This window comes from Streptomyces sp. NPDC101237, from assembly GCF_044767465.1.
Classification (GTDB): Bacteria; Actinomycetota; Actinomycetes; order Streptomycetales; family Streptomycetaceae; genus Streptomyces; species Streptomyces gramineus.
In genome coordinates this window covers 25,384-39,300 of record NZ_JBIWNY010000027.1, presented here as the reverse complement: position 1 = coordinate 39,300, position 13,917 = coordinate 25,384, and the positions used below count along the sequence as shown (strand labels likewise).

Annotated in this window: 12 protein-coding genes; 11 read left to right on the top strand and 1 reads right to left on the bottom strand. The window is 71.5% G+C overall.

Features of this window, described 5'->3' with window-relative positions; all coding sequences use genetic code 11:
* The first annotated feature begins 164 nt into the window (after positions 1–164).
* The 6 genes from ACIRQ9_RS32270 (at position 165) to ACIRQ9_RS32245 (ending at position 5,910) form a co-directional block, all read left to right on the top strand.
* Positions 165–926 carry a ChbG/HpnK family deacetylase gene (locus tag ACIRQ9_RS32270; protein ID WP_404181448.1) on the top strand — a complete coding sequence of 254 codons (762 nt, stop codon included), beginning with the start codon at positions 165–167 and terminating at the stop codon, positions 924–926.
* Positions 927–1,048: 122 nt separating this feature from the next.
* Entirely contained in the window at positions 1,049–2,014 is a 966-nt protein-coding gene (locus ACIRQ9_RS32265; RefSeq protein ID WP_404181656.1) for an aldo/keto reductase, read from the top strand.
* Entirely contained in the window at positions 2,011–2,340 is a 330-nt protein-coding gene (locus ACIRQ9_RS32260) for a hypothetical protein (RefSeq protein WP_404181445.1), read from the top strand. The genes ACIRQ9_RS32265 and ACIRQ9_RS32260 overlap by 4 nt, the downstream gene beginning before the upstream one ends.
* Positions 2,337–2,774 carry a sugar phosphate isomerase/epimerase family protein gene (locus ACIRQ9_RS32255; RefSeq protein ID WP_404181442.1) on the top strand — a complete coding sequence of 146 codons (438 nt, stop codon included), beginning with the start codon at positions 2,337–2,339 and terminating at the stop codon, positions 2,772–2,774. Before ACIRQ9_RS32260 ends, ACIRQ9_RS32255 begins: the two co-directional genes overlap by 4 nt.
* 95 nt (positions 2,775–2,869) lie before the next feature.
* Positions 2,870–4,918: a glycoside hydrolase family 52 protein gene (locus ACIRQ9_RS32250; RefSeq protein WP_404181439.1), complete on the top strand. Its 2,049-nt coding sequence runs from the start codon at positions 2,870–2,872 to the stop codon at positions 4,916–4,918.
* Between the two features lie 173 nt (positions 4,919–5,091).
* Complete coding sequence (locus ACIRQ9_RS32245) at positions 5,092–5,910, top strand: hypothetical protein (RefSeq protein WP_404181436.1); 819 nt, start codon at positions 5,092–5,094, stop codon at positions 5,908–5,910.
* An 87-nt stretch (positions 5,911–5,997) separates the two neighbouring features.
* Here the strand turns inward: ACIRQ9_RS32245 and ACIRQ9_RS32240 are convergent, their stop codons facing one another.
* Positions 5,998–7,140, bottom strand: a complete 1,143-nt coding sequence (locus ACIRQ9_RS32240) for a helix-turn-helix transcriptional regulator (RefSeq protein WP_404181433.1) — start codon at positions 7,138–7,140, stop codon at positions 5,998–6,000.
* 331 nt (positions 7,141–7,471) lie between these two features.
* On the opposite strand from ACIRQ9_RS32240, the gene ACIRQ9_RS32235 reads away from it, so the two are divergent.
* The 5 genes from ACIRQ9_RS32235 to ACIRQ9_RS32215 all read left to right on the top strand — a co-directional run bounded on the left by ACIRQ9_RS32235 (position 7,472) and on the right by ACIRQ9_RS32215 (position 13,843).
* A complete protein-coding gene (locus ACIRQ9_RS32235) occupies positions 7,472–8,497 on the top strand; it encodes a LacI family DNA-binding transcriptional regulator (protein ID WP_404181429.1) in 1,026 nt (341 codons plus the stop codon).
* Positions 8,498–8,875: 378 nt separating this feature from the next.
* Positions 8,876–9,841 carry an ABC transporter permease gene (locus ACIRQ9_RS32230; RefSeq protein WP_404181426.1) on the top strand — a complete coding sequence of 322 codons (966 nt, stop codon included), beginning with the start codon at positions 8,876–8,878 and terminating at the stop codon, positions 9,839–9,841.
* Entirely contained in the window at positions 9,841–10,809 is a 969-nt protein-coding gene (locus tag ACIRQ9_RS32225; protein WP_404181423.1) for a carbohydrate ABC transporter permease, read from the top strand. The genes ACIRQ9_RS32230 and ACIRQ9_RS32225 overlap by 1 nt, the downstream gene beginning before the upstream one ends.
* A gap of 123 nt (positions 10,810–10,932) precedes the next feature.
* Positions 10,933–12,618: an extracellular solute-binding protein gene (locus ACIRQ9_RS32220; RefSeq protein WP_404181420.1), complete on the top strand. Its 1,686-nt coding sequence runs from the start codon at positions 10,933–10,935 to the stop codon at positions 12,616–12,618.
* Positions 12,619–12,646: 28 nt separating this feature from the next.
* Positions 12,647–13,843 carry a Gfo/Idh/MocA family protein gene (locus ACIRQ9_RS32215; RefSeq protein ID WP_404181417.1) on the top strand — a complete coding sequence of 399 codons (1,197 nt, stop codon included), beginning with the start codon at positions 12,647–12,649 and terminating at the stop codon, positions 13,841–13,843.
* The last annotated feature ends 74 nt before the right edge of the window (positions 13,844–13,917 follow it).

The following is a 13,917-nucleotide window of genomic DNA, read 5'->3' as shown; positions in this document are numbered from 1 at the left end:
GCGGCAATGGCTTCGTCCAAGGCGACCGGGCCTGCCCCGCCACCGGACACCCCACACGTGACGGTCGTCCATGACCCAGTGCCCATCCGTCATGGACGATCGCCCGCCGGAGCGCCCAGGCTGGAGGGAGCGGCCCGCCGACGGGCCGCGGGACGGAGCAGCGGGTGGACGGGACCGGGCAGCGGATCCGGCTGGTGGTGCGAGTGGACGACGCCGGGCTGAGCGAGAGCGTGAACCAGGCCGTCGTCCAGGCCCTGCGCGGCCCGGCGGCCCGCAGCGTCTCGCTGATGGTCCCCGGGCCGGCCGCCGTCCACGCCGCCGCCCTGATCGCCCCGCTGCCCGGCGTCGTCCACGGCCTGCACGTCACCCTGACCAGTGAATGGGAGCGGCCGCGCTGGCGGCCGGTGCTCCCGGCCCGTGCCGTCCCCTCGCTGCTGGACCGCGACGGCTTCCTGCCGCGCACCGCGGACGAGTTGCACGCGCGCGGCGGCGTCGACCCGCGCGAAGCCGCCGCCGAGATCACCGCCCAACTCGACCGGGCCCGCGAGTGGGGTCTGCCGGTGCGCTACCTCGACCAGCACATGGGTGTCGGCTGGGTCGCGGGCGCCGGCGAGGCCGTCCGCGCGGTCGCCGCCGAGCAGGGCCTGATCGACGCCGACCGTCTGGTCCCGGCGCTCCCCGTTCCGGCCGGCGCCGATCTGCGGGCCGTGCTCCGGCGGACCCGACCCGGCCTGCACGTGCTGATCACCCATCCCGGCCACGACGACGCCTCCCTGCAAGCGCTGCGCGGTACCGGCTTCCCGGACGGCGGCGTGGGCACTGTCCGCGACGCCGACCGCCGGCTGCTCACCGATCGCGCGCTGTGGTCCGCCGTGCGTGCGGACGGCACCGAACTCACCGACTACGCCGCCCTGTTCCGGCCGTAGGGTGCCGTTTCCTCCGCGAAGACCAGCATGCACACGCGGGCCGGCCACCCACCCCTCCGCCTTCCGTAACCGACCGAGGGAAACCCGTGTTCCACACCCCCGATCCCGCCCGTTACCACTCCATGCCCTACCGCCGGGCCGGACGCAGCGGCCTGCTGCTGCCGGCCATCTCGCTCGGCCTGTGGCACAACTTCGGGGCGAACACCCCCTTCGAGACCCAACGCTCGGTGATCCGGCGGGCCTTCGACCTCGGCATCACGCACTTCGACCTCGCCGACAACTACGGGCCGCCCGCAGGCGCCGCCGAGGAGAACCTCGGCCGCATTCTCGCCGACGACCTGCGCCACCACCGCGACGAACTCCTCGTCTCCACCAAGGCCGGCTACCACATGTGGCCCGGCCCGTACGGCGAGTGGGGTTCGCGCAAACACGTGCTCACCGGCCTCGACCAGAGTCTGCGCCGCCTGGGGACCGACCGGGTCGACGTGTTCTACTCGCACCGGCCGGACCCGGACACCCCGATCGAGGAGACCATGGGTGCCCTTGCCACGGCCGTCCAGCAGGGCAAGGCCCTGTACGTCGGCGTCTCCAACTACTCGCCCGAGCAGACCCGCACGGCCGCCCGGGCGCTGGCCGACCTCGGCGTGCCGCTGCTGCTCCACCAGCCCTCGTACTCGATCTTCAACCAGTGGGTGGAGGACGGGCTGCTCGACACCCTGGACGAGTTGGCCGTCGGCTCGGTCGCGTTCTCCCCACTCGCCCAGGGCCTGCTGACGGACCGTTACCTGACGGGCGTCCCGGCCGGCTCCCGGGCCGCAGGCCCCAGCCCCTTTCTGTCCGTGTCGAACATCAAGGACGAGACCCGGGCCAGAATCGGCGCGCTGGACGACATCGCCCGCTCCCGGGGGCAGAGCCTCGCCCAGATGGCCATCGCCTGGGTGCTGCGCGGAGCCCGCGTCACCTCCGCGCTGGTCGGTGCGAGCAGCGCCGCCCAGCTCGAGGACAACGTGGCGGCGGTCCGGAACCTGGCCTTCACCGAGGAAGAGCTCGCCGCCATCGCCGCGCAGGCAAACCCTCCGTCCCAGTGAGTTTCGACGGCCCCGACCGCTCCTCCGCGTTCGACCAGGAGGACCCCGAACAGCTGTGGATCGGAGGCCGCGACGCCACCACCGTGCTGCGGCGCGACCCCGCGCTGCACAGCGCGCACGCCAGCCGCTTCGACCCGCTGCCCGCGGGCCACCCGCAGGGCTACCGCACCTGCTTCGAGGACTTCGTCACCGACGTGTGCGCCGCCCTCGACGGCCGCCCCGCCGTCGGACTCCCCACCTTCGCGGACGGCCTGCGCGCCGCCCGCATCAGTGCCGCCGTCACCGCGTCCGCAGTGCACGGCACCTTCACGGAGGTCCCCGCATGAAGCTCGGCTTCCTGACCGCCTGCCTACCCGACGTGCCACTGCCAGAGCTCGCCGCCTGTGCCGCCGACCACGGCTACCGGGCCCTGGAGGCAGCCGCCTGGCCCGCCACCGGCAACCGCCCGTTCACCGCCTCCCACCTGGCCGCCGAATCCTTCGACCGGGCCGAAGCCGAACAGGTCGCGGAACTCCTCCACCGGCACGGCATCACGCCTTCCTCGCTCGCCCACCACGACAATCCGCTGCACCCCGACCCCGAGGAACGCGTCCGGGTCCACGCCCACCTGCGCCGCATCGTCGACACCCTGGACGAGGGCGGCTACGACGGGGTGCTCTCCGTCGAGCACGAGGACCCCGTCTGGTCCGGCGACCGCCACCGCACCGAGACCGGTCTGGAGATCGCCCGTCGCACACGCGCCCCGCTGCTGGCCGGCTGAACCGCCCTCCTCACGCGAAAACCGCCCCCTACCTCAGCCGTCGGCCGGGGCGCCCGCCCGCACCGGCCGGCCCGCCTCCCCAGGAGCGCACCACCGTGGACATCACCAACGTCCAGCACAGCCCGATGGGAGCACACGCCTCCTTCACCCTCGGACACCCCGGCCCGCACGGCGGTCTCGGCCTCGGCCTGGCCGGACCGGCCGGACAGAACGTCTACGTCGCCGTCGAGGACGCCCCCGGCAGCGGCACCTACCGCGCGCTGCCGTTCTACGCGGTCGACCAGGACGACCAACTCGCCCGCTTCCAGGGCGGCGAGGAGGGCCGCCCCCCGGCGCCCGCCGGACCGCTGAGCGCACTGGCTGCCGACCAGGTCCGGCGGGTCCTCGACCCGGTGACCGACCGCTGGACGGCCGGCCCGCTGGACTTCGCCGTCCACTCGCCGCTCGGCACGCTGCCCGAACCCGGGACCGCCCCTGACGAGGCACTGCGCCGCGCCGTGCTGCCCGCCGTGCTGGCCGAGTTCACCGTCGACAACACCGGCGGCAGCAGGCCGCTGCGCGCCTTCGTCGGTTACGCGGGCTCCGACCCGTACGCGGGGATGCGCGTCGTCGAGGGCCCCGGCTTCACCGGGATCGGCGAGGGCACCAGGACCGCGATCGCCACCGACGCCCCCGGCGCCCGCACCGCGATCGGCTTCGACATCCCGTTCATCCTCAGTGACGGCCGCCACCCGGGCGACGGCTTCGGTCTCGGCCAGACCGGGCTGCTGGTCTTCGAAGTACCGCCGGGCGAGCGCCGCACCCACCGGCTCGCGCTGTGCTTCCACACCGCCGAGTACCTGACCGCCCCCGAGCGCTGCCGATACCTCTACAACCGCTACTACCCGGGCCTGGAGGCAGTCGCCGCCACCGCCCTGACCGAGTTCGACACCCTGCGGGACGAGTGGCGCCGGGCATGCGACGCGCTCGGCGCGGCCGCGCTGAGCGAGGACCGCGCGTTCATGCTGGCGCTCGCGATCCGCAGCTACTACGGCAGCACCGAATTGCTGGAGGATGCCGAGGGCCGGCCCGTCTGGGTTGTCAACGAGGGCGAGTTCCGGATGATGAACACCCTCGACCTCACCGTGGACCACTCCTTCTTCGAAGCCCGCCAGCACCCGTGGACGCTGCGCAACGTGCTGGAGCGCCACCTCGCCCACTACAGCTACACCGACCGCTACGGGATCAGCTTCACCCACGACATGGGCGTCGCCAACGTCTGGTCCCCGCACGGCCGCTCTTCCTACGAGCGTCCGGGCCTGTCCGACTGCTTCTCCTACATGACCGGCGAACAACTGCTCAACTGGGTGCTGGCCGCCGCCGTCTACACCGCCACCGGCGACACCGGCTGGTGCGCCGCCCACGCCCCGACCCTGCGCGCCTGCCTGGACAGCATGCTGGCCCGGGACCCGGGCGCGAACGGCGTCCAGACCGTGGATTCCGACCTGGTGGCCGGGGGAGCGGAGATCACCACCTACGACAGCCTCGACACCTCGCTCGGCCAGGCCCGCTCCAGCGCCTACCTGGCCGTCAAGGGCTGGGCCGCCTACCGCTGGCTGGAGCGCACCCTGCACGCCCTCGGCGACACGGAGGCGGCCGCCGAGGCCGCTTTCCGTGCCGGACGCGCGGTCAAGGCCCTGTTGGCCTCCGTGGGCCCGGACGGCACGGTGCCGGCGCTGCTCGACGAACCGGACGGCGCCCGTATCATCCCGGTCGTCGAGGGACTGGCCCTAGCCCACCTCACCGGCACCGACGTGCGCAGCGAACCGGAGCTCACCGCCGCGCTCCGCCGCCATCTGCTGGCCGTCCTCGGCCCCGGCCGGTGCCGTTTCCCGGACGGGGGCTGGAAGCTCTCCGAGACCAGCGACAACTCCTGGCTCTCGAAGATCTACCTGTGCCAGTACGCCGCCCGGGAGCTGCTGGGCCTTCCCGACGACGCCGACATGACCGCCGCCGACCGCGCCCACGCCGACTGGCTTCGCCACCCCACAGAGTCACGCTGGTCCTGGAGCGACCAGATGATCTCCGGCGTCGCCGCGGGCAGCCGCTACTACCCGCGCGGCGTCACCGCCGTCACCTGGCTGCTGGAGGACCGCGCCCGCTGAGACGGCCTCAGGAACACACCATCGTCCATGTGGGCGTGCCCATTCGTCATGGGAACGCGTCCGGGATCGGGCCATCCTGATGGCCGATCGAGCGGGGCGAGCCGCAGCCGCGGAACCCCACCACCGCCGCACCCCGCCCGGTCCCACCCACTCCACGGACCCAGGGAGCCACCGTGAACCTCCTGCACCGCTTCGTCCGAACCCGCCGCGGCGCCGCCACGGCCGTGCTGGCCGCCGCCCTGCTGATCGGCGTCGCCGCCGCCCCCGCCCAGGCCGCCACCGTGCAGAACTGCGACGTCGAGGGCACGATCATGTACGGCAAGTACTACGCCCACAACAGCGAGTGGGGCAACACCTACAACGGCTGGGGGTACGGCAACCAGTGCGTCTCGCACTCGGACACCGAACTCGGCAACAACTGGTACTCCAGCTTCAACTGGTACAACAACAGCAACATCGCCGACGACGAATGGCACATCAAGGCGTGGCCGTCCGTCGTCAGCGGCTGGCAGTGGGGATACGCCAACCCCGACCACGGCGGCTTCCCCGTGCGCCTCGGCGACGAGCACCAGATCGTCACCAACTGGGACTTCGAGGTCAACGCCAGCGACTGGAAGGGCGACTCGATCTACGACCTGTGGGTCGACCCCTCGCAGAACCCGAGCAGCCAGCCGCAGAACGAGGTGATGATCTTCCTCAACTACAGCGACGGCGCCATCCCGAACTCCGCGGACAAGGTCGGCAACGTGTCGATCGGCGGCGCGAGCTGGGACGTCTACCGCAGCCAGGGCTCCTGGCAGGTCATCAGCTACGTACGCACCAACCAGACATGGAGCGTGTCCAACCTGAACCTGCGCGAGTTCATGGACCACTCCCAGAACGCCGGCTGGCTCGACCCCAACCTCTACCTGGTCAGCGTCCAGGCCGGTCACGAGATCTGGCACGGCTCGGGCACCACGCACACCTGGAACTACAGCGTCGACGTCTCCTGACGCACCTGCGCAACGCCACTGGCCGCCGTCCCTCCCGGATGTCCTGGGAGGACGGCGGCCTCGTGGTTTCCGCCGTACGCGCGGCGCTCAGATGCCGGTCAGCCGCACCAGCGCCCGTACCGCCGGACTGTCGCAGCGCCGGACGGCGGCCTCCGGCGTACGGCGGAAGACCTGCGGGGCCAGCCCGTGGGTGGCCCGGAAACGGCGTGAGAAGTGCAGCGGATCTGCGAAGCCGCAGGCGCGGGCGACCTGGGAGACGTTCAACTCCCCTGCCGCCAGGAGTCTTTCAGCGTGCGCGAGCCGTACCTGCTCGAGCGCCGTGATCGCGCCGATGCCGAAGTGCGCCTGGAACATCCGGGCGAAGTGCCCCCGCGAGACCGCGGCGGCGTCGGCCAGCTCCACCAGGGTCAGCGGGCGCGGGCCCTCCTGCCAGGCGTCCCGGACGTAGCGAAGGGCGGCGGCCAGCTCCGGCCGCGCGGGCCCGACCTGTTCCTCGGGCCGGCGCCCGTCGGTGCGCATCGGCGGCTGACCGGTGGTTCGCGGTGCGGGAGCGCCGGGCTGCCCGGCGCTGCTCCCCACCGGCGGTGCGGCCGACGGGCAGCCCTCCAGCAGGACGGACAGCACCATCCACAGGGACTGCGCGGCCAGCTCCCGCCAGCGGTTCGGGCGCGCGGTGCCCAGCCAGAGCAGGTACTCCAGCAGCACCGGCGACGGGTCGGGGGAGCGCGGCGTCCGCACCCAGGGCTGGGCCTGCTCCGGCGGGTCGCCGGGCCAGCAGAACTCCGCCTCGCCGAGTGCGGTGGACGCCGCCGCCGCCTCGATCCAGTCGAACCGGTGCGGCGGTACCAGGGCGATCGCCCCCGGCGGGAGGAGTGGCCGCCGGCCCACCCCTGCCCGGCCCCCGCCGGCTCGTGCCGGAGGCGGGGCGCCGAGCGACCAGACCAGCCGCCAGACCCGCTCGGAGGCGGGGTGCTGCACCGCGGCTGCCTGGTGCGCGAATTCCGAGGCCGCCCGTGACCGGAGCGCACCGGGCGGGCCGGGTGTGCGCGTATCCGCGCGGACGTGGTCAGGGAGGGAGCGCATGCCGGTGCGGTCGCTGCGGGCCTGAGGCGGGATCGCACCCCGGCCCCGGGCGGGCCGGACGGTCGGGGCGGACCGGAGCACCGGGAGCGCCACCGCCTGGACGGCGGCGGCGTAGCGGGCAGGGGTGGCTGCGGGGAGCGTGAACACGCGGAACCTCCCAGGGGCCCGTCACCGGGCTGCGCGGCTGTGTGCGGGAACCAGGTCCCGGCGCTGTGCGGCCGGGTGAACCCGGTGCTGCCGGAACGACGTACGGCGGACGGATTCGAGCCGTCCCGGCCCGACCGTCGCGGAAAAGTTTCGGTAAGATTTCCGTGCCGGAAGTCTAGAAGTGCCGTTAGCGGCGGTCAACAGCCGCGCACGGCCGGACGTCGCCCGGGAATCGCCCGTGGCTACTCTGGCTGCCACCGCAGGGCCGCAGGACGGCCCCGCCGACGGCGAACGCCTCCGGCACGGCCACACGAGAGGAACTGCGGATCACATGACAGAGGAAACGACCGGCGGCGGCCGGGGCGGACGGGTCACGCTGGCAGCCGTCGCCGCGGACGCCGGGGTCTCGGTGGCCACCGTCTCCAAGGTGCTCAACGGCCGGGGGGACATCTCGGCCCTCACCCGGAGCAAGGTGCAGAGCCTGTTGGTCCGCCACGGGTATCAACTGTCGCAGGGGCGACGCCAGGTGGGCATCGTCGACATGCTCATCGACAACATGTCCAGCTCCTGGTCGGCGGAGCTGGCACGAGGCGCCGTCGAAGCGGCGGCCGAGCACGGGGTCAGCGTGGCCATCACCACGCGCCAGGTGCGTGGTGTCGCCGAGTCGCGCTGGATCGACCAGGTGCTTCGACGCGGGACCGACGGCCTGATCGTGGTGCTCGACTCGCTGACGGCCACCGAGCGCGAACTGCTCGACGCGGGTGTGCCGTGCGTCCTGCTCGACCCGGTCGGCGAGCCGCAGCCCGGCTTCCACATGGTGGGGGCGACCAACTGGCAGGGTGGCCTCGACGCGACGCTGCACCTGGTCGAGCTGGGCCACCGGCGCATCGCCTGCCTCGGCGGGCCGCCGGAGCACTGGTGCGCCCGCGCCCGGCTCGACGGGTATTACGCGGCGCTGGCCCGCAACGGCCTGCCCATCCAGCCCGATCTGGTGCGCACGGGGCTCTTTCAGGAGGAGTCCGGCCACCGCCTGATGAGCGAACTGCTGGAACTGCCCGAGCCCCCGACAGCGGTCTTCGCCTGCGACGACGTGCTCGCCATGGGTGCCATCAAGGCCGCGACCGAACGCGGGCTGACCGTGCCGGGTGGCCTCAGCGTGGTCGGCTTCGACGACGTGCCCTTCACCCAGTGGACCGCCCCGCCGCTCACCACCGTGCGCCAGCCGCTGGCGGCGATGGCGAGCACGGCCGTGCGCATCCTCATGCAGCAGCGCGACCGGGCCCCCGAAGAGCCGCAGCGCCTCGAGATGGCGACCACCCTGATCGTCCGCGGGAGCACCGCGCCACCCTCCCGCTGACCCGTTGCGCCGGCCGCGCGGCATGGACGTTCGTGCTCTCCATGCGCCGATCAGCCGGGATCCGGGCCGCTCTGCCCATCGGATTTTCGGAAACCCAGCGAAAAGCCTGTGGGATGCCTTGACATGCAGGGTCGCTGGGGCGGAGCCTCACTGCGGTCAGGATCACCGCCCTGACCGGCGGATAGCCTACGGACCCGCTTCCGGAGCTGTCCGCTCGGCCCTCACCCACCCGCAGACCGGTTTCGCCACCACGCCGAAACCAGGCCGGCGCCCCGCCGCACCGCCCGGCCCGCCCCGCCCGCACCGCCGGGCACCGGCACTGCGCACCCACGTCGAGGCACGGCAGCGCCCGTCGCCGCCGGCAGGGAAGGAACGACGATGTCCGTAGAACCGGTCGCGAGGGAACGCACCCCGGCCCGCCCCGCACCGAAGGCCCACCCCGCCCGGTCGCTGCGCACCCGTATGTGGCGGGCCCGCTCGATGTACCTGATGATGCTGCCCGGCCTGCTGTACTTCGTGGTCTTCTGCTACGTGCCGCTGCTGGGCAACGTCGCCGCCTTCGAGGACTACTCCCCCTTCCTTGGCTTTTCGGGAAGCCAGTGGGTCGGGTTCCACAACTTCGCCGTGATGTTCGACGATCCGCAGTTGGTCACCGCGGCGAGGAACACGGTGGTGCTGAGCTTCCTCCAGATCGTGTTCGTCTTCCCGGCACCGATCGCGCTCGCCGTACTGCTGAACAGCGTGATGAGCGAACGGATCAAGCGCTGGGTGCAGGCCGTCGTCTATCTGCCGCACTTCGTCAGCTGGGTGATCGTCATCGCCATCTGGCAGCAACTGCTCGGCGGCGACGGGCTGCTGACCAACCTGATCGCCGATCACGGCACCCAGTCGGTGGCCATCATGAGCGACCCGCACTGGTTCAAGTCCCTGATCACCGCCCAGGTGATCTGGAAGGACACCGGCTGGAACACCATCATCTTCCTCGCCGCCATCACCCGCATCGACTCCCAGCTGTACGAGTCGGCCGCGGCGGACGGTGCCGGGCCGTGGCGCCGGATCTGGCACGTCACCCTCCCCGGCATGCGCGGCGTCCTGGTGCTGATGCTGATCCTGCGACTGGGCAACGTCCTGACCGTCGGGTTCGAGCAGATCCTGCTCCAGCAGCACACCGTCGGCGCGGAGACCGCGCAGGTCCTGGACACCTTCGTCTACACCCGCGGCGTGGTGGGCGGGGACTGGGGCCTCGCCACCGCGGCGGGCCTTCTCAAGGGCGTGATCGCCACCACACTCGTGGTCGCCGCCAACAAGCTCGTCAAGCGGACCGGATCGGAAGGGGCCTTCTGATGGTCGACACCACCACCCGGCCGCGGTCCCGCAGCGCGGCGGCCCCGACCCCCGGCAACCGGCCGCGTCCGGCCCGCCACTCTTCCGCACGGCCCGTATGGGCCGAGCGTCCCTCCCGGGCCGGCGCCGCGGCCAAGGGACTCGTTCTCACGGTGATCTGTCTGGTCGTCCTCTACCCGATGGTCTACATCCTTGCCGTCAGCCTCAGTGACCAGAACGACCTGGCCGGCGACGGCCTCCTGCTGTGGCCCAAGCACTGGTCGTTGCAGTCCTACCAGACCATCCTGGAGGGCGGCCTGGTCACTCGGGCGCTGGTGGTCAGCATCCTCGTCACCGTCGTCGGCACCGTGCTGTCCATGGTGCTGACCGTCCTCACGGCCTACTCCCTCACCCGTACCCGCGACGTACCGGGCGCGCGCTTCGTGCTGTGGCTCGTCCTCGGCACCATGCTGTTCAGCGCGGGCATCATCCCGAACTTCCTGATGGTCAAACAGACCGGGCTGCTCAACAGCTACTGGGCGCTGATCATCCCCGGCGCCATCAACGCCTTCAACCTTGTCGTCGTCCGAAACGCCTTCATGGAACTGCCCGCCGAGCTCCTCGACTCGGCGCGCATCGACGGCGCCGGTGAATGGCAGATCCTCTGGCGGATCGTGCTGCCTCTCTCCAAGGCGGTCCTCGCGGTGGTCTCGCTGTTCTACGCCGTCGCCCTGTGGAGCGACTTCTTCAGCGCGATGATCTACCTCAACGACACCACGAAGTGGCCGATCCAGCTGGTCCTGCGGCAGTACGTCCTCGAAGGGCAGTCGATGACGCAACTCGCGCCCAATCCCAACCGCCCGCTCCCGCAGCCGCAGACCCTCCAGATGGCCGTCACCGTGGTCGCCACCCTGCCGATCCTGATCGTCTACCCCTTCGTCCAGCGGTTCTTCACCAAGGGCATCCTGGTCGGCGCCATCAAGGGCTGAAACCCGCCGATCCACCCCTTCCCCTCCACCACCGACGTCGCACGCCGCGGCGCGGTCAGCCCTGGGCAGACCCGTCCCAGGCCACACCCCACCCTCACCCGGACGCACCGGAAAGGCCCCGTCATGAGACAGCCGACCTCCTCCCCCCTGACCTCCCGCCGCACCCTGCTCGGCGGGGTGCTCGGCCTCGGCGCCGGACTCGCCCTCGCCGCCTGCGGAAGCGGTGGCAGCGGAAGTGGCGGTCACACCCCCGGCGCCGCTTTCCGTACCCCCAAGGCCGGCCCGGTCCCCTCCCCGATACCCGGTGAGCACCGCGACCCCATCCACGGCGTCCCCGCGGCCTACGACCGCTACCCGTCCGTCGCCGAGCAGTTCACCTCCGTCGCCAAGGCCCCCGGCAACGGAGGCACCATGACTGCCCTGATGCAGCTGGCCACCACCCCGGCCCCCGGCCGCGGCTCCAACCGCTGGTGGCAGGAGCTGGAGAAGCGCCTCAACCTGACCTGGAAGCCCACCCTCGTCGGCGGCTCCGACATCGGCGACCGCGCCCAGACCATTATCGCCAGCGGCGACATGCCCGACCTGTTCAACGTCAACCACTACTTCTCACCCGCCATCGACCGCAGCGTCAAGCAGGGCGCCTTCACCGAACTCTCCGACCACGTCGGCGGATCGGCGATCCTGGACTACCCGAACCTGGCCCAGCTGCCCGACTGGGCGTGGCGCAACAGCTCCATCGACGGCGGCATCTTCGGCGTGCCCCGGCCGACCCCCCTGGTCAACAACGTGGCCTTCTACCGCCAGGACTGGTGCAAGAAGCTCGGTATGGACATGCCGCGCAACGCCGACGACGTGTACGCGCTGCTCACCGCGTTCACCAAGGCCTCGCCGGCCGGCGGCGGCGTCAAGACCTGGGGCCTGTCCGACCTCAACAGCGGCTTCTTCGCCGCGATGCACCGCGTCCCGTCCACGTGGCGCCTCAACGACGACGGCACTCTCACCAAGGACCACGAGACCGACGAGTGGGAGGCAATGCTCGTCTACATGCGCAAGCTGTGGGTCGGCGGCGCCTTCCACCCCGACGCCCCCACCATGCCCTGGGACCAGCAGCGACAGCTCTTCCTGAACGGCTCGATCGGCATGCACGCCGAGGGCTTCAACGGAATGGTCTCGGTAGGCGGCGACCTCGGCGTCATCCAGCGCAACAGTCCCGGCGCCGACCTCCAGCCGATGCTGCCGCCCGGCTTCGACGGCGGCAAGCCGCTCGTCGCCCAGGACACCGGCTACTGGGGGTACTACAGCATTCCCGCCAAGCTGCGCGGCAACAAGGACAAGATCCGCGAAGTACTGCGGGTCTGCGACTACTTCGCAGCGCCGTTCGGCAGCAGCGAGTACACCTTCGTCAACTACGGCATCGCCGACCACCACTTCACCTACGGCAAGGACGGCGCCCCGGTGCCCACCACCGACGCGGCCCGGCTCTCCGAGCTCAGCATGGCGTACATGTGCCAGCCCTCCGAGCTGAACTTCTTCTTCGCCGGCCGGCCCGCCCAGGTCGCCAAGGACGCGCAGACCTTCCTCCACGATGCGATGCCCGTCAGCGAGCCCAATCCGGTCGTCAACCTGTACTCGGAGACCGCGATCTCCAAGACGCCGGTGCTCAAGCAGCTCATCGACGATCTGATGGTCGCCGTTGTCACCGGCCGCAAGCCGATCAGCGCCCTGGCCGAAGCCCGCAGGGCGTGGAAGAGCCAGGGCGGCGACCAGATGCGGGCGGAGTACGAGAAGGCCCTGGCGAAGAAGAACTGACCGTCCGCACACCGATTCTGGAGCCATCGTGACCATCAGCATCGGCATCGTCGGTGCCGGGCAGTTCGCCCGCGCGTTCATCCCTCTCTTCCAGGCCCACCCCGGCGTGCACGACGTGCGTCTGACCGAGGCCGTCCCCGAGCGGCTGGAGCGCGAGGCCGCCCGGCACCGCATCGCCACCACCTACGCGTCCTTCGAGGAAATGCTCGCCTCCGACATCGACGCCGTCGCGATCTTCACCCAGCGCTGGACCCACGGCCCGCTCGTCGTCCAGGCCCTGGCGGCCGGCAAACACGTCTACTCCTCCGTCCCGATGGCCGTGACCGAGGAGGAAACAGCCTCCATCGTCGAGGCGGTCGGCCGTACCGGGCTCACCTACATGATGGGCGAGACCAGCTACTACAACCCGGCCGCCGTGTACTGCCGCAAGCGGCGGCGGGAAGGCGCGTTCGGCGAGATCTTCTACGCCGAGGGCGACTACGTCCACGACATGGACCTGGGCTTCTACGACGCCTACAAGTTCAGCGGCGGCGACGGGTGGAAGGCCGACGCCAGCTTCCCGCCCATGCACTACCCCACTCATGCCCTCGGCGGGGTGCTCGCCGTCACCGGCTCCCACGTCACCCACGTCTCCTGTCTGGGTGTCACCGACACCCGCGGCGACGGGGTCTTCGACCGCGAGGTCAGCCGCTGGGGCAACGACTTCTCCAACGCCACCGCGCTGTTCCGCACCCACGACGGCGGCGTGGTGCGCACCAACGAGATGCGCCGCGTCGGCTACCCGTCGCCGCTGCGTGAGTCCCGGTTCCGGTTCTTCGGCACCGAGGCCAGCTTCGAGCAGCTCGCCACCACCACGCTGTGGCAGGACCGCGAGAAGGCCGAGGACATCGAGGAGCTGATGCGGACCGTCCCGACCACCCGGCTCGACGACGAGGCGCTCGCCGACATCGACCCCTCGCTGCGTGACGCGTTCGTCAGCGGCTTTGCCCCCGCGCACGACCTGAGCCGGCTGCCTGCCGAATTCGCCGGGCAGCCCAACGGCCACGAAGGCTCCCATCAGTTCCTCGCCGACGACTTCGTCACCGCCTGCCTCACCGGCGACCTGCCGCCCGTCGACGCCTGGACCGCCGCCCGCTACACCCTGCCCGGACTGGTCGCCCACCGCTCGGCGCTGGCCGGCGGCGTCCAGCTGGAGGTACCGGACCACGGCGACGCCCCGCGCTGAACTGTCCCGCACCGCAGTCCCGCCGGCACCTCCCCGGGCGAGCGGGACGGCCACCCCTGCCACCGCACCGGAGG

Excerpts from the sequence above, each read along its gene's own strand:
- ACIRQ9_RS32265 (WP_404181656.1), top strand. The coding sequence starts at position 1,049 with ATGCCCTACCGCCGGGCCGGACGCAGCGGCCTGCTGCTGCCGGCCATC.
- ACIRQ9_RS32255 (WP_404181442.1), top strand. The coding sequence starts at position 2,337 with ATGAAGCTCGGCTTCCTGACCGCCTGCCTACCCGACGTGCCACTGCCA.
- ACIRQ9_RS32235 (WP_404181429.1), top strand. The coding sequence starts at position 7,472 with ATGACAGAGGAAACGACCGGCGGCGGCCGGGGCGGACGGGTCACGCTG.
- ACIRQ9_RS32230 (WP_404181426.1), top strand. The coding sequence starts at position 8,876 with ATGTCCGTAGAACCGGTCGCGAGGGAACGCACCCCGGCCCGCCCCGCA.
- ACIRQ9_RS32225 (WP_404181423.1), top strand. The coding sequence starts at position 9,841 with ATGGTCGACACCACCACCCGGCCGCGGTCCCGCAGCGCGGCGGCCCCG.
- ACIRQ9_RS32220 (WP_404181420.1), top strand. The coding sequence starts at position 10,933 with ATGAGACAGCCGACCTCCTCCCCCCTGACCTCCCGCCGCACCCTGCTC.